General features: G+C 40.8%; 15 protein-coding genes. 1 reads left to right on the plus strand and 14 read right to left on the minus strand.

Features of this window, described 5'->3' with window-relative positions; all coding sequences use genetic code 11:
- Positions 1-32: 32 nt before the first annotated feature.
- From BUA53_RS18020 to BUA53_RS18040, 5 genes are all read right to left on the minus strand, one after another.
- Positions 33-1,799, minus strand: coding sequence for a YfbK domain-containing protein (locus BUA53_RS18020; RefSeq protein ID WP_072836804.1), 1,767 nt, complete (start codon positions 1,797-1,799; stop codon positions 33-35).
- Positions 1,800-1,849: 50 nt separating this feature from the next.
- Entirely contained in the window at positions 1,850-2,383 is a 534-nt protein-coding gene (gene hpt / locus BUA53_RS18025; RefSeq protein ID WP_072836791.1) for a hypoxanthine phosphoribosyltransferase, read from the minus strand.
- The gene (locus tag BUA53_RS18030) at positions 2,370-3,596 is read right to left on the minus strand and encodes a glucosaminidase domain-containing protein (protein WP_072836792.1); all 1,227 of its coding nucleotides are present in this window, start codon (positions 3,594-3,596) and stop codon (positions 2,370-2,372) included. Before BUA53_RS18030 ends, hpt begins: the two co-directional genes overlap by 14 nt.
- An 81-nt stretch (positions 3,597-3,677) precedes the next feature.
- The gene (locus BUA53_RS18035) at positions 3,678-4,319 is read right to left on the minus strand and encodes an O-methyltransferase (RefSeq protein WP_072836793.1); all 642 of its coding nucleotides are present in this window, start codon (positions 4,317-4,319) and stop codon (positions 3,678-3,680) included.
- Positions 4,306-5,865 (minus strand): sodium:solute symporter, encoded by a 1,560-nt coding sequence (locus BUA53_RS18040; RefSeq protein ID WP_072836794.1) that lies wholly within the window; start codon positions 5,863-5,865, stop codon positions 4,306-4,308. The genes BUA53_RS18035 and BUA53_RS18040 overlap by 14 nt, the downstream gene beginning before the upstream one ends.
- A 91-nt stretch (positions 5,866-5,956) precedes the next feature.
- Here BUA53_RS18040 and BUA53_RS18045 point away from each other — a divergent pair, with 91 nt between their 5' ends.
- Positions 5,957-6,499 (plus strand): LOG family protein, encoded by a 543-nt coding sequence (locus BUA53_RS18045; RefSeq protein ID WP_072836805.1) that lies wholly within the window; start codon positions 5,957-5,959, stop codon positions 6,497-6,499.
- Here BUA53_RS18045 and BUA53_RS18050 read toward each other — a convergent pair.
- From BUA53_RS18050 to BUA53_RS18090, 9 genes are all read right to left on the minus strand, one after another.
- Positions 6,496-7,071, minus strand: a complete 576-nt coding sequence (locus tag BUA53_RS18050; RefSeq protein WP_072836795.1) for a hypothetical protein — start codon at positions 7,069-7,071, stop codon at positions 6,496-6,498. The genes BUA53_RS18045 and BUA53_RS18050 overlap by 4 nt on opposite strands.
- Positions 7,072-7,161: 90 nt before the next feature.
- The gene (locus BUA53_RS18055) at positions 7,162-8,577 is read right to left on the minus strand and encodes an FAD-binding oxidoreductase (protein ID WP_072836796.1); all 1,416 of its coding nucleotides are present in this window, start codon (positions 8,575-8,577) and stop codon (positions 7,162-7,164) included.
- Between the two features lie 174 nt (positions 8,578-8,751).
- Positions 8,752-9,789, minus strand: a complete 1,038-nt coding sequence (locus BUA53_RS18060; protein WP_072836797.1) for a PorP/SprF family type IX secretion system membrane protein — start codon at positions 9,787-9,789, stop codon at positions 8,752-8,754.
- A gap of 30 nt (positions 9,790-9,819) precedes the next feature.
- The gene (locus BUA53_RS18065) at positions 9,820-13,431 is read right to left on the minus strand and encodes a DUF7948 domain-containing protein (protein WP_072836798.1); all 3,612 of its coding nucleotides are present in this window, start codon (positions 13,429-13,431) and stop codon (positions 9,820-9,822) included.
- Positions 13,432-13,481: 50 nt separating this feature from the next.
- Positions 13,482-15,572: an ATP-dependent DNA helicase RecG gene (gene recG / locus BUA53_RS18070; protein ID WP_072836799.1), complete on the minus strand. Its 2,091-nt coding sequence runs from the start codon at positions 15,570-15,572 to the stop codon at positions 13,482-13,484.
- A gap of 293 nt (positions 15,573-15,865) precedes the next feature.
- Positions 15,866-18,442, minus strand: a complete 2,577-nt coding sequence (locus BUA53_RS18075) for a polynucleotide kinase-phosphatase (protein WP_217653027.1) — start codon at positions 18,440-18,442, stop codon at positions 15,866-15,868.
- Positions 18,432-19,835: a 3' terminal RNA ribose 2'-O-methyltransferase Hen1 gene (locus tag BUA53_RS18080; RefSeq protein WP_072836801.1), complete on the minus strand. Its 1,404-nt coding sequence runs from the start codon at positions 19,833-19,835 to the stop codon at positions 18,432-18,434. Before BUA53_RS18080 ends, BUA53_RS18075 begins: the two co-directional genes overlap by 11 nt.
- 537 nt (positions 19,836-20,372) lie before the next feature.
- Positions 20,373-20,597 carry a hypothetical protein gene (locus tag BUA53_RS21470; RefSeq protein ID WP_217653028.1) on the minus strand — a complete coding sequence of 75 codons (225 nt, stop codon included), beginning with the start codon at positions 20,595-20,597 and terminating at the stop codon, positions 20,373-20,375.
- Between the two features lie 330 nt (positions 20,598-20,927).
- Positions 20,928-21,434: a hypothetical protein gene (locus BUA53_RS18090; protein ID WP_072836802.1), complete on the minus strand. Its 507-nt coding sequence runs from the start codon at positions 21,432-21,434 to the stop codon at positions 20,928-20,930.
- Between the last annotated feature and the right edge of the window lie 429 nt (positions 21,435-21,863).

The following is a 21,863-nucleotide window of genomic DNA, read 5'->3' on the forward strand; positions in this document are numbered from 1 at the left end:
GGCTTAGCAGCCCTTTTTTATTTAGATCTATTTTATTCTTCTTTATCCCGCTTTCTCTTCTTACCATAGATTGCCTTGGCCTGCTGTACCAGGGAAAGGAACTCTTTTTGAGAAAAGTTTTCCTGGTCAGCAGCGTTTCCGGCTATTTGCATTATAGAGTTCCATGAAGCATCCTTGAAATACTTTGAATTGCGCAGCATGCCACCAAACATGACCACTGCACTTGCAAACTGGTAACATTTAGAAACCTGGGATAAGGTAACCATTGTAACCGGAGATGATTGAGCCAGCTTCATAACGGTAGTACTATCCGGAAGTTTGTATTGCAACTCGTATGAAACAAGGTGGTCATCAATTTCCTTTCCTACCATATTATTAACAGGAGCAACAGGAACTAACTCGAAAGCAACCATAGCAGAATAGGCAGACCCTATTTCCCCGCCCTCTATCGTAGAACTTATATCCTTTATTGCTCCCATTTTATTATCAAACCCTATCAGGCGATAATCCTTTACGTAATCAGGATTGAACTTCACATTAAGATAAGCATCATCAGCTACTGTATATAATGTTTGGGTGAATTCCTTTAACAACACTTTTTCAGCTTCATGATAACTATCCAGGTAAGCAAAATTGCCATTACCTCTCTGGGCAAGCGTCTGGATCTTTGAGTCTTTATAATTTCCCATGCCTATACCCAGGCATGTCAGGTAAATGCCCTGTTGCCGCTCACGGGAGATCATTTCTTCCAGGTCTTCCTCCTTCTTCAATCCTACATTAAAATCGCCATCCGTAGCAAGTATGATCCTGTTATTGCCTCCTTTAATAAAATGATTCCTGGCAACACTATAGGCAAGCTTGATACCTGATTCCCCAGGTGTAGAACCTCCTGCCTGGAGGCTGTCAATGGTTTTGAAAATAATATCCTTTTCGTTTCCACCCGTTGTAGGAAGAGCCACACCCACAGTGCCACCATAAACTACTATTGATACAGAGTCCTTATCTCTCAAATTATTTACCAAAGCCTTAAAGCCAGCTTTTAAAAGAGGTAACCGGTTTGGCATATCCATTGAACCAGAGATATCTATAAGAAAAACCAGGTGGCTGGCAGCCAGACTGTCCAGGGATATTTTTCTTGACAGGATTTGTGTAAATAACAATTGATTATTCTTGTTCCATGGACATTGAGTAAGCGTAGTCTTTATTTCAAATGGCTTATCAACAGGTGGCTCTGTATACCCAAAATTAAAATAGTTCAACATCTCCTCTATCCGCACTGCATCTGGTGGGACCGGGGTACCCATACTTAAAAACCTGCGTATGTTACTATAAGAAGCCCGGTCAACATTAAGCGTCAGGCCGGTGGAAGGATATTCATAACTGTTAACGAATTGATTTTCCACGATGCTGGCATAGGTTTCATCACCAGCAAACCATTTTTGTTGCGATTCCCTTGTCAGGTTCTGAGTTAAAGATGCCAGTTTATATCCCGGGCGGCTTTTATTGAGGGAAGCTTTTTTTAATCTGACCGTGGCATTTACTTCTGCGTTCACTGCTACTCTTTGCGGCTGGAAGCCCTCCATAGAAAAACTCAGTGTATCAGTTTTGTTGTTAGTGAGTATGCCAAAGGAGCCCTCCATCCCTGTAAAGTAAACGTAGCCGGTACTGTGCAAATAAATGTTTACATTTTGCAAAGGGTTGCCCGCTTCATCTTTCACCTGGCCTTTCACATAATAATGTTGTGCAAAGAGAAATAGGGGACAAATAATTGAAAAAACGGTATATAGTAAACGCTTCAAAGCAAATTCTTCTGCGAAAAAATACAAAACTTCCGCCTGAAGTCAAATAGTTAGGCCAATTGATAGATCTCTTTAAGATTTCTTCCAAGGCCATCATAATCCAATCCATACCCTACCACGAATTTATTTGGGATCTTAAATCCTGTGTAGTTAATGGTTAAAGGAAATTGTGTAGCTTCAGGCTTATGCAACAACGCTGCAATGGCCAGTGACCTCGGTTGCTGGTGATGCAATTGGGGAAGAAACTCATTCAATGTCTTCCCGGTATCAACAATATCTTCCACTATTACCACATCACGTCCAAAAACATCCTGGTCCAGTCCTATGGCGGTGATGATATTACCGCTCGACTTCATCCCCTTATAAGAGGCTAGTTTGATAAAACAGATCTCAGCATCAATTGTCAGGTGCTTGAAGAGGTCCGCAGCAAACATGAAGGAACCATTCAGTATGGCAATAAACAAAGGCCGTTTATCCTGGTAATCTTTATTGATTGATTCTGCTATCTCCCGGATCTTTTCCTGTATTTCTTCCTCTGATAGATAAGTGTCAAAAGTTTTGTCGTGAAGCTTAATTGGTCCCATTCGCCGTTTTTTTATTGATGCGCAATTGCTGGCCTGTCCTTAGATCGTTTGATTGTAACTCGTTCCACTTTATTATATCCTCCACAGTGACATCATATTTCCTGGAGATGGCGTATAAAGTTTCTTTAGACTGTACTTTATGAAAAATAGGTTTGCTCTCCTGAGTAATTATTACGGGGGCAGAAGAACTTTTCGCATAAGCTGGTGCAGGTGTAGGAGTATCGGTAACCAATGCAGGCATAGCGGGAGCATCATTTTGAAGGAATAACTTCTCACCCACCTTTGGCTGCATACCATACTTGAGGAAATTATATTCCAACAGGCTTTCTAACCTGATGCCTTCATTCTGTGCAACGTCATGTAAGGTTTCACCTTGCATAACTATATGGTACTCGTTAGCTCCCTTCTTTCTTTTCCGTTGCAGAAAAAGAAGCTGGTCCACCTGGGCAATATCTAATGAAGAGTGCAGGTCATTAAATTCAAAAAGCCTTGCCAGGGAAATATCATTCTCTTCTGCAACCTTTAAGTACGAAGTACCTTTTGGAATAAAGACCACTTTTGTTTCATTGATCTTGAATAAACCAGAAGGATATTGTATAGGGGGTATTGACTCAATGCTTACTGCTTGCATTGATTGATTATTACCCTCTTTGCCGGTACTGTTATTTACAAGTACTACATTATTATTGTCAGTTTTCCGGTTCAATGCGATCAAAGTGTAATCCTCAAGGTTGTAATCCTTTATCAATTTGATCAGTATCTGGGGATATCGTGGATTGGTGGCATAGCCAGCCTTTTTCAGCCCATAGGCCCAGGCCTCATAATCTGTGGGATCGAGATTGAATAAAAAAGCATAATGAGGGCGTGTTCTTAAAAAATCAGAATGATCCTTATACGAGTCTATCGGATCATCATACTTTCTGAAACATTCTCCTCTTGCATCATCATCATGGCTTACACTAGGGCCTGACCACTCGGCTTTACATTTAATACCAAAATGATTATTTGATTTTCTCACCAGGTCACTCTGTCCTGCGCTGGTTTCATGGATTCCCTGTGCCAGCGTGATAGCTGCCGGAACACCTGTGCGGTTCATCTCTTCGATGGCTATATCCTTGTAAGTATCTATATATTTTTGGATTACCTCGGTAGACTGGGCAAACGACAGGCTGCCACAAAAAAGAAAGACAATAAAGATGGTGAGCTTTTTCATTGGATGTATTAGGTTTCTAGCAATACTAAAATCAATTCTATTTTAGCCATAGCCTGGTTCTACACAAGCTACCTTTGAAAATCAATGCAATTTCCTGATCAGGTAAAGCCCATCACGAAGGGGCAATAACAATCTTTCTACATCATCCCTGCCTGCGACATAATCATTAAAAGCCTGTATGGCTTTAGCATTTTTGCCTTTGACAGGCTCCTCTAAAACCTGGCCATGAAAGAGCACATTATCCGCTAAAATAAAACCCTTTGGCTTTAGTTTGGGCAAAACCAGGTTAAAATAATTGATATAATTTTCCTTATCAGCATCTATAAAAACCAAATCCCACAATTCATCTATTTCACCGATAAGTTCTAACGCATCACCGATATGTAAAATTATTTGATCCTTAAAAAAAGACCTGTCAAAATAAGCTTTTGCAGTATTTGCATCCTCTTCCCTCAGTTCCAGCGTATGTAAAACGCCGCCCTCTTCAAGCCCTTTTGCAAGGCAAAGGGCACTGTATCCAGTGAAAGTTCCGATCTCCAGTATGCGCTTAGGCCTGGTCATATGGCTGACCATTTCCAGGAATTTCCCCTGAATATGACCACTTAACATATGCGCTTTTGGATGATTATTACATGTAAATGCTGCTATCTCCTGCAACAGGGCGTCTTCACCTGAAGTATACTTCTCTGCATATGATTGAACCAATGGATTAATAAGCTCCATGTTCCAAAATTGTTTTTACTTCAACAGGAACAGGTTGTGGCTTTGAAATAAGGTACAAGCCTAAAAATGTCAGTATCCCATTATAGATCAATAACTCTGTCCCGATCTTAAAATTACCGAATATCGTATGAGATAAAGTTTTAACGCCATCTACCCATGCACCTTCAACATTCACCTGCTTCTGCCACCATTCAATATTGTTCACAAAATCAATCCCCAGGATCAGCAATGGAGCTAACAGGCAGATATATAACGATAACCTGTCATTGACCTTCCTTTTAGTAAGAATGCCAAAAGCAAATAAACCCAGTAAAGGACCATAGGTAAACCCTGCCACCTTTAAAATGATATCAATAATGGATTTGCTGTCCATAAGCTTAAAGCCCATTACTATCAGGAAAAAGATAGCGGCAAATGTGATGTGAACTGTTAGCCTGGTTCGCTTATTTTGTTTCTCTGAAAGCTCATCCCTTCGTTTCAAACCCAGGATATCCAGGCAAAAAGAAGAGGTCAAGGCAGTAAGTGCACCATCGGCACTCGGGAATAAAGCAGATATTAAGGCAATAATAAAAATGATAGAAATAGCCGCTGGCATGAAACCTTTAAGGGCTATCGTAGGAAATAGATCATCGCCAGGTACTACCACATTATTAGCCTTTCCATATAAGAACAATACACCTCCCAATAAAAGAAATAAGAAATTAACGACCACCATGATCACACTAAAGGTGATCATGTTCTTTTGCGAATCCTTTAGCGTTTTCACGCTGATGTTCTTCTGCATCATTTCCTGGTCAAGACCCGTCATACCAATAGTGATAAACATTCCGCCCAGGATGCTTTTTAAAAAGAACCCTGAGGAATTAGTATCTGTATTAAAGATCTTCGTCAGGTTGGTCTTACTTAATTCATGCAAGGTGGAACCAATAGAATGGTTCATATTACTCATAATATAGATCATACAAACCACAAGGCCTAATAGCATAAATGTGGTCTGGAGCGTATCCGTGTAAACGATGGTTTTTACCCCGCCTTCAAAAGTATAAAGCAGGATCATGATCAGTATTATGAATGTTGTAAGGCCAAAGCTGATACCCAGGTCCTTCAAAATAAATATCTGCAGCACATTGATCACGAGGTATAGCCTGGCCGTTGCACCCAGTGTCCTGGAGATAATAAAGAACAGCGCACCTGTTTTATACGAAATGATGCCGAACCTGTGCTCCAGGTAATTATATATTGATGTGAGATTGAGCCTGTAATAAAGGGGCAGTAAAACATAAGCAATAACGAAATAACCAAGGAGGTAACCAATCACCACCTGTCCATAGGAGAAAGCAGCAAGGCCAACGGTGCCTGGAACAGAAACAAATGTGACGCCGCTTAATGAAGTGCCTATCATTCCAAAAGCCACAAGCATCCAGTTGGAATTTTTGTTTCCAATGAAAAAGGACTCATTGTTTGAATTACGCGAGGTGAAATAGGCAACTACCAGAAGAATGACAAAGTAGGCTATGACAAAGGACAACAGTACCACTGAATTCATGCTTTATCTTTTTATGAACAGTTGCAAGATTACGATTGTAATTTTTGAAGATAGAAAAATTTGTATTCCTTTTGCGCAAAGACAAATGGTAATGAGCAAGATTAACAAAGTGGCTATCTTCTGCGGATCAAAAGTAGGGAACAACAAATTATATGTGGAGCATGCCAGGATAATGGCCGGAATTCTTGCAGATAAAAAATTAGAATTGATCTATGGAGGGGGCAAGAATGGAATCATGGGAGTGGTTGCAGACACGGTAATGCAACAAGGTGGTATAGTGCGAGGGGTCATTCCGCAGGTGCTGGTGGGTTGGGAGCACCAGCATGATAATATCAGCGAATTATTAGTAGTTGATGACATGCACATACGCAAAAGAAAGCTCTACGAACTCTGCGACGCTGCCATCATACTACCGGGTGGCTTTGGCACCCTTGATGAACTTTTTGAGATCGTCACATGGAACCAGTTATCCATCCACGACAAAAAGATATTCATCCTGAACACTGCAGGATTCTATGATCCATTATTAACTCACATGCATCACCTGGAAAAAGAAGGCTTTTTATATGGAGGGTTAGATACTATGCTCACAGTATTGAGTGAGCCCAATGAATTTCTGCATTATATTGATTAATGCAAACCTACATTATAGCCAAAGGTGTAAAATGGCCTGGCTCCATAGGGTGAGTTCTTGTTTTGCAATACATCATAAAATACAGAAGCAATAAAGGAACCCCTTCCGGAAGGAAAAACAGCGCCGCCCCCAACTAATAAACTGGGAACGATCAAAGCATCCATTTTATATTCCTCCCGTGGTGGCCCGTAAAATACCTGTTTCCCAAATACGTAATTGGCCTCAGGTTGCAGTTGTATCATGATCTGCTTTATGGGGTACACCCTGCCAAATACATTCAGGCCGGCCACCCCTTGTGATGTTTTCCAATAAGGATCACCGTTTGAGTATCTTTCTTTTGTACTAACATATTGTGCATTGATGCCCACGCCTGCAGCAACATAATCTGTAAACCGGTAACCTATCTGCGGAGAGATATTGATCAATGTATAGGTACCCACCGATAATCCAAAATTACCTCCTACAAAAAGCTTATCCTTTTGAAAACCCTTGTTCACCTCGGGCTCAGCATCCTGTGAAAAAACTATCTGGGAAATTGAGACCAGGAATATAAAGAAGAAGAATTTTTTCATTAACTGGGTTTTTATTTGCTGCCAGGTAAATATACCTGTATCTACACTTCCTACTAAGACATTACTTTCATATCCATTGCTGCACAGACGCTAAGCATCGAATATCTTTCCAGCATTCAATATATTATGAGGATCAAAAACCTTTTTGATCTGCCTCATGAGATGCATTTGCATGTCATCAAATACTATGGGTAAATATTCTTTTTGCACAAGGCCAATTCCATGCTCTCCGCTAATGGTACCCCCCAATTGCTTTACCAATTCAAATATTTCCCTGATCCCTGTTTTTAATGAACCCTTCCATTGCTCATCACTCAGTTCACCCTTAATAATATTCACATGTAAATTACCATCACCGGCATGACCATAACAAACAGAATGGAAACCATATTTTTTCCCTATTTCCTTCACGCCCTTAAGTAAGGCGGGTAGTTCTGCCCTTGGAACTACGGTATCTTCTTCCTTATAAATGGAATGTGATTTTACTGCCTCCCCCACCCTGCGGCGCAGTTTCCATAATTCAGCTTTCTGCTGTGCATCTTCAGCAAACAATATTTCGCCACAGTCAAAACCCATCACTATTTCAGAAATGCCTTCCATGTCTTTCATCAAAACTTCCACATCATTTCCATCAACTTCTATCAGCAAATGAGCCTGGATATCATCGTCTATTGGAACAATGCTGTTATCTACAAAGCGCATCACCCATTCCAACGCATCCCTTTCCATGAATTCCATAGCACTGGGTGTGTATCCTGCCGTGAATATGGAACTCACCGCCGCACATGCATTTTCAGCATTTTTAAAAGGCACCAGCATCAGCAGGTCGTATTTGGGCAATGGTATCAGTTTCAAAACCGCCTTGGTTACAATACCCAAAGTGCCTTCACTGCCTACCATCAACTGTGTAAGGTTATATCCCGTGGCGTTTTTCAACACGTTGGCACCCGTCCACATGATCTCTCCTGTCGGCAGCACCACTTCCAGGTTCAGTACATAATCTTTTACCACCCCATATTTCACAGCTTTGGGACCGCCGCTATTCTCAGCAATATTGCCTCCTATCATACAGGAGCCCCTGCTGCTGGGGTCTGGCGGATAAAATAGCCCCCTTTCTTTTACGGCATCCTGCAGTACTTCAGTAATAACTCCCGGCTCTGTTATCACCTGGAGGTTACGTTCATCTATAGATATGATCTTATTCAGCCTTTCTATTGAAAGCAGTACGCCGCCCAGGTTGGGCAAGGCGCCGCCACTTAGCCCTGTGCCTGCACCCCGTGGTGTCACCGGAATTCTGAATTCATTACAAAGCTTTAAAATGCGGCTAATTTCTTCTGCATTCGCAGGTTTGATCACTATATCAGGTAAAAAATGAAGGTCTTCGGTTTCGTCCGAAGCATATTGATTTAATACTTCCTCATCTATAAAAACATAGGGAGCGCCAACGATATTTCTCAACTGCTCAAGGTGTTCTATTGCAGCGGATGTTTTTTCAATAGTATACATGAACCTTTATAATTGCTGTAAAAATCGTGTAAACCCGGCAAAATTAAATGCAAAAAATAGCAATTGAAAGTGCTTACCTATTTAAAACCGACAGCAGTAACTTATACATACCTGGAGAATTCTCCCGGTTGATTGTGTAGAAACGTAAACCAATTCCAGGCTGCAGATTATCTATCAATATGTTTTAAATGTTGGACAAGGCGTTACTTTTTGACCACCCGGGCTTATGATGCCCTGTCTTATCAGCGAGAACTCGAAAGCCCCCCTGGAATTATTAAAATTCTTTAAAGAAGAAATGGTAGCATCATAGGTGAATGTAAAAGTATAGTCTTTGAATCCTAACCCTACCAGTGGAATGATAGCTTCCTTATGCCTGTAATAAGCACCTGCTATCAGGAGATATTCTCCATCGCCGGATAAGTTATAGTGTGCATTCAATCCTCCCACCAGTTCTGATACATTAGCCTGCCTGGTATAGTAAATATTCGGATTGATGATGACTTCATCATTCAGTTTAAAGCTTCCATTCAAAAATCCTATATAACGCATGGGCACCCTGTTATCAACCCCAGTGGCTTCTGAAGAAAAAAACGATTCGTGGGGGCGGTTTACATGGTGAACAGAGAAGCCAGTGTTTACATAGATACTTGGTGTTGGGAAATAAGCATAATTCATCCCGACCTGCATATCCAGGTAACTCACATTGGTTTTATCAAGTAAAACAGTGGTAGGCAGTTTATTATCAAAGAATTTACCGTCAAACTGGTCCGGGAACTTCAGATTGGAAACATTGATCTGCTTATTTGACATTCCCACATTAAATCCAAGGCTCAATAAACTGGAATAACCCAGCAATTGGTGATAGGCCACTGAACCGTACAACTTTGTTGAAGTAAGATTACCGCTTCCGGCCACATCTCTTAAAATAACCCCACCTAAACCTATCCATCCATTATCAAATTTATTCTTCATCAGTTGCACATCTCCAAAAGCACTCATGGTCTTATAGGGCACTGACATTACCGATGACCATTGGTCGCGGTAATTGATACCAAGCCTGTAGTCGCCATCAGGGATAAATCCTGTATTAGCTGGATTGGTAGTTAATGGTGAATTAAAAAATTGGGAGAAATGAAGATCCTGCGCAAATGTTTTAGGGGCACAAAACAATGCGCTGATCAAAAGGGTCCATATGTAGATAATATGTTTCATTTGCACATTTTCAAATTTGAACTTGCACAGTTACCTGATCAATGTAATATCCCCTTTCTTAGTAGTTTTCGTCCCGTCGGAAAACTCGGCCTCTATTGTATAGGCATATACATCCATAGGAAGTAATTTACCATTAAAGCGACCATCCCAGCCAATGTGTTTATCATTGGTTTCAAAAACCTTTTCACCCCAACGGGCCCATATTGTAAACTTCATCTTTGCAATTCCAAAGCCACGGGCAAATACCTTACTGTTCACATCTCCGCTATTGGGCGTAAAAGCATTTGGCACGTCCAGGGCCGGTTCAATCAGTGTACTTACATCCTTGCAAACCGTATCTGAACAACCTGCCACATTATAAGCTATCAGGCAGGCATGGTAGGTATTGGTAGCATTGTATTCATGTTGTATGATGGACCTCGTTGTGGTCAACAAAGAATCACCATCTCCAAACAACCACTTGAAACGCACTGCATCCGCGCTGGAAAGATTGGTGAATGATATAGGTGCATTAACTACAGGTGGCTGAGGCGTAGCTGTAAAATCAGCTGTAGGATTCGCATAGATAGTTATGGTGGAAGATTTGGTATCAGTAATATTACAGGTTGCAGAATCCACTGCTGTCAATGAAATAGTATAGGTGCCCGGATTAGGATATAAATGCGTTGGGCTTACATCATTAGAGGTACTGCCATCTCCAAAATTCCAGGTAAACTGTGAACCTCCGGCGGAAATATTATTAAAGCTGGCTTCATATGGGGCACAACCAGTGGGCGGTATCTCAAAATCTGCCTTTACCAACGCTGCAACCCTGATCTGCTTCACTACACTATCAGGAGAGTTACAATAATTCTCATCATTCAAAATGAGTTTTACTGTATAGGTTCCCGGAGCTGCATAGGTATGAAATACCTGGCCTGTTCCTGCTTTGATCCTAGGGGTATTGTCTCCAAAATCCCAAGTAAAGGTATTTGCAGTAAACGGTGCTGAAGGAGGAGCCACAGATAAATTATCAAACTGGTATTTAAAAGCAGTACATGGATCAAGCTTTTTAGCATTGAAGTCGAGTAAGGCTTTAAGATCGCCCACCTTTATATTCAGATAAGAAGTGTCCCTGATATTACAGGTAGTTGAGTCAATGGCTACAAGCATTACCCTGTATACGCCCACGGTATTATAAGTATGGCTAAGTCCCGGCGTAGTTGAGGTAACCTGCGGACTGCCATCTCCAAAATTCCATTCATAACTTACAGCTAATTGGGCCGTATCAGAAAAGTCAACTTTGAGCGGAACACAACCTGCCGTATCCCTGGGAACCCCGTTTATGAAAGATTGAATACCAGAACGAACTCCTGAAAACTCAAAGGATATTTTCACCATTGCAAGGTTACAGTTTGCACTTGAGGGCTTGGTTGGTGCCCAAACGCCCGGCGTGGTTGGGAAAGGAAGGTTGGTGCCGCAATTGGCGCATATGGCCTGGTAGATCACACCATTCTGGTCAAACCTGCTGGTGCCTCCATCTACGTGGTCACCAATATCACCAGGAGCATTTTGTCCAAAAAAGCTACCATATAGCTGTGCAGCTGCATCTTTTTTCAAAACAAAAAAGTAAAAATCCTGTCCTAAGTGATTCCTGGTACTGATATCGGGTGAGCTTTTTATAGCATCAGATGTGACAGGCAAACCTTGTGCACCGGAATTCTTATACCTGGCATCTACAAGACCTCCCCAGCCCGATACATAGACATTCTCACAACGGTCAACAAGAAATGCTACCGGTGAAATATCCGGAAAAGCATCGCCCTTACCGAAAGTGGTGGAATACACATATCCTGAAAGGTCTTTCTTTAATTTGGCAATGAACTGCTTTCCATTTGGCTGGCTCCAGCCGGCATTGAGAATGGGCCACTTACCGGTTGTTTGCCCCATCACATAAGGAAAACCAAACTTGTCGAATTTCAAACCATACACCTGGTCATCGCCGCCGGTACCCAAAAAAGTGCTCTTTATAAGTGTTGAACCATCATTACTGATCTCAGATACAAAGCCATCTATACCACCATTGTTAGAAGAACTGATGCTCCCTGATGTAGATCCAAAGCCACTATTGCTTAAGGTGCCACCGGCAACATAAATATTAGAAGTTATGGGGTCTATAGAAATAACATATGCCGCATCATCTCCGCTTCCTCCCAGGTAAGTGCTGAACAATAAACTGGACAGGTCAGGATTGAACTTCAATACCACTCCATCCTGGCTTCCACCGGATGTAGATTGAAAGCCTCCCTGGACCTTGAAATTATCTGAACGGGTACATGAAGCCAGGTAAATGTTTCCTGCATTGTCCAGGTTCACTTCACTGCGGGCCTCGTCACCATAATTTTGCTCTAGAGATTTAGGTCCTTCGCCACATGCGGTAATATTGGCACCATCCTCTCCGCTTCCACCAATACGTGCTGAACCTATCAGTGCATTACCTGCTGCATTCAATTTGGTTATAGTAATATCCCATGAACCACCCGGACCAAATACCGGTACCGTTGTAGGATAGGAAACTCCTCCTGCACCAGGTAGGGGCGAATCGGTTCTTCCAGCCACAATGAGGTCGCCATTAGCATCGGTTATGAGACTTTGCGGCATTTCGTTTCCACTACCACCAAGGTAGGTGGCATATGACCTGGTGGTTCCATCAGGAGAAAGCTTAATTATCCCGATGTCGAAACCAATGCCTCCAAAACATGCGGTGCCGCCATTGGTAAAATCAGTATCAAATGCACCTGGCGAAACCGGGAAACCCTGGGAAAATACTATACCTCCACCAAACATACTTCCATCAGGGCCATACGTGGCGGTGAAACCCCAGTTGTCAGCTGTACTCCCGGTAAAAGAACAAAAGATGAGCGTAGGATCTATAATTAATGTGGTAGTAGGATCATAGTCCTTGATATTGAAGCGGACCGTATTATTTTTCAATAAATACTTGGCTCCAACTTCCGCTTTCCCATTCTGTTTATATTGAAAGGTATATGGAGACAACTCTCTAAGGTCACCTACAGAAGTACCAATGATCAGTTCTTTATTTTTGATCTTTAGCTGGTTAGTTCCATTGTACTTTAAAGCAATGTCCGCAGGGTTTCCGCCGGGATGAACAATAAGATCATATTTCATGGTCCCATTATCGGAGTAATACCTCACATCAATGTTAGGGTATATGTCCTTTACAGTTATACCCTGGTAGGTTTTACAATTTGTTGCCCATTTGGAAGGATCGTTACCCAAAAAATAATTACTTACCGTTACCAATTCTTTATCAGGTAAAATCTGCGCCCCTGGATTAGCGCCCTCAAAATTTACAGTATAGGCGTGCGACCGTAATACCAGGTTCCTGGCAGCATTCCTGGTAGATTCATCAGCCCCCCTGTTGTGTGTAAGTTGATGAAGTTTTTCCCAGTCTGCTGCATTGTTTTGCAATACTGTAAAGCCATCTTTATGCACGAAAAAGGAACCAGCAGAGACCTTGCCCATGAATAAAACTTTTTTATCCCATTGGCCCTTATTCTCAATAAATTCAATGTTCTGGCTAAAACAGGTAATAGCAAGCAGGGTGGATAGCAGAAGAAGTATGTAGCTTTTAGGGTTCAATCTTTTCTAAGTTAACTAATATTCGTCAAAATTGTTGTGCAAAAACCCTGTTAAGAAATTTTACTCCAGGGAGTTTTACCATGAAGTGACAGTAAATAGTTTTTCAGGGGCTGATTGGCTGGGTCTTCTAATTCCGGGTCATCTTCAATAAGTTGCTCCGCTATCTTCCTGGCAGCTTCCAGTATCAGTTTATCTTTGACCAGGTCTGCCAGCTTAAAGTTTAAAATACCACTTTGTTTTGTTCCTTCAATTTCACCGGGACCGCGCAGCTCTAAATCCTTTTCTGCAATTTCAAAACCATTATTGGTAGAGGTCATTATCCTGATCCTTTCCTTTGCATCTGTTCCCAGTTTTGACGATGTAAGCAAGATGCAGTAGCTCTTTTCAGCTCCCCTTCCCACCCGGCCTCTTAACTGGTGCAATTGAGACAAACCAAACTTCTCCGCATTTTCAATGACCATTACAGTTGCATTGGGGACATTTACACCCACTTCTATAACGGTTGTACTGACCATTATCTGCGTATCTCCTGAAACAAATCTTTTCATATTCGTTTCCTTTTGATCTGCAGGCTGGCGGCCGTGCACCATGCTTATCCAATAACGCGGTTCAGGAAAGAAAGCCTTCACGTTTTCATAACCGCCCATCAGGTTTTCATAATCCAGTTTTGCGCTTTCTTCAATGAGTGGAAAAATAATATACACCTGTCGGCCGGCATCTATTTCACCCCTTATAAAATCCATCACCCTGGTCCTGTAACTATCATAACGATGAACTGTGGTAATTGGTTGCCGCCCGGGGGGCAATTCATCCATAATACTGTAATCCAGGTCGCCAAAAGCAGTCATGGCCAATGTTCGTGGGATAGGCGTTGCCGTCATTACTAAAATATGGGGTGGTATGGGAGCCTTTTTCCATAGTGATGCTCTTTGGGCCACTCCAAAGCGGTGCTGTTCATCAATCACTGCAAAACCCAGATTTTTAAATTGAACCACTTCCTCTATAAGGGCGTGCGTGCCCACTATAATGCTAAGGTTACCTTCCGCAAGCGCTTTTAAAATAAACTTTCGCTCACTGGCAGGTGTGGAACCGGTGAGCAGATGTACCCCCACAGGGAGGTCCTTTAATAAGGTACTGATGGAAGTAAAATGTTGTTGGGCCAGGATCTCGGTAGGTGCCATCATGCATGCCTGGAAGCCATTGTCCACTGCCAGCAACATGATCAAAAGGGCCACAATGGTCTTTCCGCTACCCACGTCTCCCTGCAACAAACGGTTCATCTGGTGGCCGCTGCCGGTATCATTCCTGATCTCCTTAATGACTCTTTTTTGTGCCCCGGTCAGGGAAAAAGGTAAATGCTCTTTATAAAAAGTATTAAAAAGATCACCCACCTTTTCAAATATTACCCCTTTCGACTTTCGGTGCCTGTCGGAGCGCACCTTGGCCAGTCTTAGCTGGGTAATAAAAAACTCTTCGAACTTCAGTCTTCTTAAAGCCTGTTCATAAAGTGCAGGGGTAGTTGGGAAATGTATTTGCCGCAATGCCTGGAACCGTGGTAAAAGCTTTAATTTTTTGATTAAGCCATCAGGAAGGTTTTCAGGTACTGCAGCTTCCGTAAGTATAGTAAAAAGAGCAGCCGTCAGTTTACCTATTTGCCGGCCGCTCAATCCTTTAGTCTTTAATTTCTCGGTAGTGGAATAAACAGGTTCCAGGTAGTTTTTGGTTGATGTACTCAGGTTCTTAACCAGTTCCATCTCCGGGTGCACAATCTGGGGCTTGCCCATAAAAAAGCTGATCCTGCCAAACACATTATACACTTCGTTTTGTTTCAGGTTCTTTTCTATCCAGTTTACGTTCTTGAACCAGGTAAGTTCCAGCACCCCTGTTTCATCTGTCAGGAAAGCTGTAAGTCTTTTCCCGCTGCGTTCTCCCGCCATTTCATAGTACCAAAGCTTCCCCTGTACCTGTGCAAAGTCTAAAGATGGTGTGAGATCAGAAATAGGGGTAATGCGGGTCTTATCAATATGCCGGTAGGGAAAAAAGTTTAAAAGGTCGCCATAGGTAAAAATGCCTAATTCCTTTTTCAGCATATCTGCCTTTAAAGGTCCTACGCCTTTAAGATACTCTATAGGTTGTGCCAATATGTTTGTAAGAATAGCTATCTGAAGGGTTTAGACAAAAATAGTGACTTAGGAAATTGCATATTGGAAATATGCTTTGCCATGTAGCCAAATAATCCTGGAATTAAGCGCTATGCGCATTACGATGCATGATGGTTATAAGTAGTTTTACATTTGTTTGAAGCATTAAGGATTCCAGGGTTATTATACTTTAAGATCCACGTGGGATCTTCACCCCGGGCGCACCTTGAAGCTTTTTAAACGGAGCGTTGGCTTGAGCGGCTTGCCAATGTGTATGGCTGCGAAGGGTTGGGTTATAGCCTTGGGTCAACATCTTCACTTTCTAATGCTAATATTCCAAACACACTTTCATGTATTCGTCTTAAAGGTTCTTTATTTACAAATCTTTCAAGTCCTTCAACCCCAAGTGCAAATTCTCTTAGAGCTAAAGATTGTTTTCTTGAAAGACCTCTGTTTTTTAGTCTGTCGATATTTCCAGGTGCATCATATTCAGGTCCGTAAATTATTCTCAGATATTCACTTCCTCTACATTTTACGGCTGGTTGCAAAAGTCCGTCCGAACCATAAGCAATAAAATCATAAGGTTTTACAACCATACCTTCTCCACCTTTACTAGTCAGGTCAAGCCACCACTGAACTGCTTCATCAAAACTTGATTGGTCTTTCAAGTCAACGATTTTGTAAGGTGTTGCCATAAATAGTTTAAAATCACCTTGACATATCTCCTCAATGTTTGTCATGTGCCACTCATGTGTTTTATCAACATGTACTTCTCCTTCTGTAGCTAAAATATGAAAAGGGGCTAATTTATAATCGTCAATACTTTCAACCGTCCAACAATAATTTTGATAAGCCTTTACATACTTGTCTATAGCTTTGTTCTTAATGACAAATTTTTCTAAAGATGGCAGAGCATCTTTAACTCCTCTATAAAGTGCCATTTGTAATGCTTGCTCGACAACTGGTAAAGCTCCGCCTGCTGCTGAACCAACAGATGCATACTGGTCTTTTAATAATGCCTGTGCTTTTGCAGACCAAGGCATTAACTCGGCATCTAAACATACCCAATCAGTATTGAACTTATCCCAAAAGTTGGTGTTTGTCAGGCACTGATTAACTCTTGCTATAAAGGCTTTCTCAATTTCCGAGTCATTAAAAAAGTTTCTACCTGTTCGTGTGTAGCAAACTCCATTGCCTTCATTTTCAATTCCAAAGCGTTTTATAGCAGTTGCTTCATCTTTACAGATTACTAAAACAGCTCTAGAACCCATGTGTTTTTCTTCGCAAATAATCTTTTCTACTCCTCTTTTTTTATAGTAATTCAAAGCCTGTGCTGGGTGTTCCAAAAATTCAGGCAATTCACTTGTTGCACATGGAGACATGGTTGGAGGTAAATAAATCAACCATTTTGGGTTGATTGCAAAACGGCTCATTACTTCTAAGGCTGCAATAGAATTTTCTTCCCGGATAGTTATATTGTTTCTTAACCTGGTTTGAACGATACGTTTTCCCGTAACATCTTCAATGTTCAGTAAATCATCATATTCTTGTTGTGAACTAAGTTTATATTCTGATTCGTTGAAGTCTAAAGGTTTTATTGGTTCACAATAGACTCGTTTAGCCTTAACAGAAACTAATTCTTCTTCGGGGTAACGCAATGCAGTAAGCTTTCCACCAAATACACAGCCTGTATCAATGTCGATGGTTCTATTTAACCATTCCGCTTCGGGAACAGGTGTGTGACCATATACAACTTTTGCTTTACCACGATATTCCTTTGCCCAATTATGTCTAACAGGCAAGCCAAATTCATCAATTTCTCCAGTCGTTTCACCGTACATACAAAATGAACGAACTGCACCTGAGCCACGACCTTGCATTTCTTCTTTCAGACCAGCGTGGGCAACAACTAATCTACCATCGTCAAAAACATAGTGGCTAATCAGGCTGTATAGAAATTGCTCAACCGATTTCTTGAATTCGGAAGTTTCATTTTCCAATTGTTGTACTGTAACTTCTAAACCATGTTTTAACTGAACTTGCTTTCCATTAAGGTACTTCTGTAATTTTAAATCGTGATTACCTGGCACACAAAACGCAACCCCTGAATTAACCATACTCATAACTAAACGCAAGACACTTGGCGAATCAGGGCCACGGTCAACTAAATCCCCAACGAAAATTGCTTTTCTGCTTTTAGGAGCAATAACATTAAAGCCAAAATTCTTATCAGTTACTTCAACTTGGTTTATGGTATAACCCAATTTTGAAAGGAGTTCTTGCAATTCGTCAAAACATCCGTGAACATCACCAACGATGTCGAATGGACCCGTTTCACATTTTTTGTCGTTGTAAAGCTTCTCTCTTTTGATTTCAAGAACTGAATCAACTTCTTCAAGTGATTTCAGAATATAAATTTGTCTGAAGCCTTCGTCTTTTAAACCTCTTATTGACTTCTTTAATTGTTGGTTTTGTTGACGAATTACATGTCCTCCGAAATTTCTGTCCGGTCTGCTTAGGTTTCTTTCTTCACATACTTTTTCAGACAAATCCAATACAATTGCCACAGGTAAACAATGATAGGTTCTGGCTAATTCAATTAGACCTTTTCTTGATTCCTTTTGAACGTTGGTTGCATCTACAACGGTCAATAAGCCATTTTTTAAGCGTTTGCCAGCTACATAATATAAAACATCAAAGGCGTCATTGGTTGAAGCCTGATTGTTTTCGTCATCTGAAACCAATGCTCTGCATTCGTCAGACGATAATATTTCCGTTCGTTTAAATAGCTTCTTTGCAAAACTACTTTTTCCCGAACCAGAAACACCGATTAAAACAACCAATGAAAGTTCGGGTACTTTAATTTCCATATTTAAATATTGCCATTTGTGATGGAGCACCGATATTTTCCTCAACATCACCGATTGGAAATGTTTCCACGTTGTAATTATAAGATTTTCCTATTCTGTTTGCCCATTCGGCAAACTCGTTTCTTGTCCATTCAAAACGGTGGTCGTCATGTCTCATGTTTTCAGCATCCAATTTTTCCCACATTACATTATACTCTTTATTTGGAGTGGTAAGAATTACAGTTTTGGGTTTTGCGAATTCAAACAAAACCCTTTCAAACGATTTAAGTCTGTTTAAATCCAAATGCTCAATGACTTCTACTACCGCAACGGCATCAAAACCGTCAAGTCGTTTGTCTCTGTATGTTAATGAGCCTTGAAAAAGGTTGATTCTTTCCTTTTGTTTAGGAGACATTTCGTCAAAGTGAAGTCTCTCTTTCGCTTTCAATAGCTCATTGTAGGAAACGTCCATTCCTGCAATTTCAGTAAATTGCTTTTGCTTAAGTAGTTGTCTGATAAGTTTTCCTTCTCCACACCCCAAGTCTAAAACCCTTGCGGCTCCTGATTCAACAAGCTTTTCAGCCACTAATTTAATTCGTTTGTCATGGAGGGTTTCTTTCTTTTTCTCAGTTGCTGTCTTTTCGACTGGGTCAGCTATAAAGTTTTCAATTTCTTCTCCTTCGCTTAGTCGTTCAAGTGCCTGTCTTGATAATGAGTTTAAATTAATCAAGTAGCGTCTTATTATTTGTTCCCTTTCAGGATGGTCTTTTAACCAACCTTCTCCTTTTTGGAGGAGCTTTTCAATTTCGTTTTCACTTACAAAATAGTGTTTGTCGTTATCTAAAGTTGGAATTAAAACATACAAGTGTGAAAGTAATTCCTTTGTGGTTATTGTATGTTCAAGTTTTAATAAGAAGTAATTACTGTCTCCCCATTCCGGAAATTTAGCATCTAATATATGTCGCTTCAATTCCACTTTATAACCAAGTGGTTCAAAAAATTTTCTAATTAAAATTTCGCCACCTTTTGGAGCGGGAATTGATGCAATTGAAACTTTAAATGGCAATTTTACATCAACAAGTTCCGGCTTTTCTTTGCACTTACCATTCATTGCAGATGAAAAAGCTTTTGAAAGAGCAACACTCATAAATGATGATGCAACATAGGGTCTATCGTTTACATAGTGTCCAAGTGCAAAACCGTCTCCACCCAAATTTCTTGCACCACGAACCATATCGATAGGGTCAATGTCGAGTAATAGGCTGATAGTTGTTTTATCTTCTCCCTTTTCTGGATAAAACACATGAGCTTTCCCAACTGACAAATCAAAGGTCTGAAACTTGTCAGGGTGTTTGTGAAGTAAATAACCTAAGTCAGTAGCTGGTTTATGTGTTGTTGTAATATTTAAAATCATCTTACGTCGTTATGGTGCGTTGGCAAAAATTTAGGCTCTTTTGCTTGCGAACCGGTCGCCAGTGCGTTGAGGCAAGCAAATGTGCCTAAATGTGGGTTTGGCAATTCATTTATCTCGTTCATTTGGTTCGGTGTCGTCTATTTACCATGGGTAATGTGAAACGGCTTGCTGCTGTGCAGGAATTTTATAACGTCAGCCTGGAACAAAAGCCAATTAAAAATACGAATGATGAATTAAAGAACTAATGATAATTAGAATGCGGTGGCACTGGACTTTTACTGATTAGCGGTTTTCTGTTAATAGTTTATCGTCTGCAGGCATAGCATCAAGCATATATGTAAAAGAGTAGCTTACCCTTCTAAAATTCGGAGGTAAGTTATGAAACAACTCTTTATTGGTTTAGACGTCAATAAAAAAACTTGGACAGTAACCATCCAGGAAGATCCTATCATATTTAAAGATTCACCATTGATGCAGATGCCGATCTTCTAATTGGCGACGTGGCAAGGCATTTCCGATGGCTTTCAACAATCGGGTTTACAGTTGGATTTCATAAAACATCACCTGACTATTAGCAGAATCCACATAATAAGCAGAGCCCTGGCTGAAATCTGATGGTTCCCAAACTTTGTAGGAAGAAGTGGGCTTGAACCAAGGGGGTGCATCCGTTGGAAGAACTATGGCCTCCGTAGCGGGTTTCAATTTGTTTTGAACAATAAACTCTTGAATCCAGTTTTTGGGAGCATGAAGCTCAATGAACATTATATATTCCTTAGTAAAATGTCCTGATTGCCAATACTTGCCTTTCAGCACTTGTATACTTTTGGAAGGCTTTTCACCTGTCCAAAGTCGGTACACTTCATTTGCATCTTCTGATGTCTTAGGCGAACAGCTTGACTGAAGTATTATAAAAAAAGAAATAAAAAGGGAAAGCAACGATTTAGGCATCTGAATTATAATGAATGGTACAATTGATGGCGCATAACGGATAAGAGCTTTGAGAAAAAGTGGCGTTCTTTGTTCAAACTTTTTCGAAACCTCATACCGCTGATAAGTGTTTTACTACTGAATTTACCACTAAAGCAACTTTTTTTACAAAGCTGGTGTTAGTGGCTGTTCTTCTGGTGTTTGTCCAATAGCTGCTATTTGTGCTTCAACTTCCATTCCTTTACGTCTCTTCCGCGTTATATCAATAAACCTTATCAGAAACAAAGCCAATAAGTTTACATTGACTATTAATGCTGGGCTGTCACTATTAATGTTGACTTGCCAAGAAGAGGCATTCAAATTGAACTTAAAATTCAGTGATTCTGTTAAGTCCAATCCTACAGATAAAGCGGCGCCACTTGTGAACTGGTAGGCATAGCCAAAGATAGAAAAGCTAACCACCTGCAAAAGCTGATTGATTTTCGAATGCACCAAGCCATCTTTTCTTTCCTGCAACAGAAGCACTCCGCAGTAAATGGAATAGCCGTACAAGGCACATACAAATAGGACTAACAATAGAAAAACCGAAGAAACTGAGGTTAAGTTTATCATCCACAGTGTTAATCCTATTCCTAATACTCCACCAATAATTTGGTAGATACTCAAAGCCATTAGCTTTGGTTTAATGCCTCTCAATTTATTACTCATAAGCGTTTAAGTAGTTCAAGCAAATAGCGGCTAACGTTAAAGTATTTGTATTTGCGGCGGAATTTGAAACTCATCTGCCTGGTACAAATGCTAATGTAAAATACAAAAGTTCATTGGAACTATTTACAAAAGTGGCGACTGTAAAACATCGGTTGCAGATGCGTAAAATAGACTGCTGTGCGCAAGCATACAGCGCCACTTCCTTTTCTTTTATCCCGCAAATGTGCGGGACCTGCAGTCCAATAGTATGCGGGAACTGCTTTTAGGATGCTGAGACAAAGGTAGTAAGATCATAAAATAAGTAACAGCTGAGAGAGAAAGTAATCAAACGGGAAACGGATTAAAGGTATTATCAGCTGCAAGGAAAACTACTGTGCAGCAACGAAAGCCAGC

It is taken from the genome of Flavisolibacter ginsengisoli DSM 18119 (assembly GCF_900129295.1).
GTDB lineage: Bacteria > Bacteroidota > Bacteroidia > Chitinophagales > Chitinophagaceae > Flavisolibacter > Flavisolibacter ginsengisoli.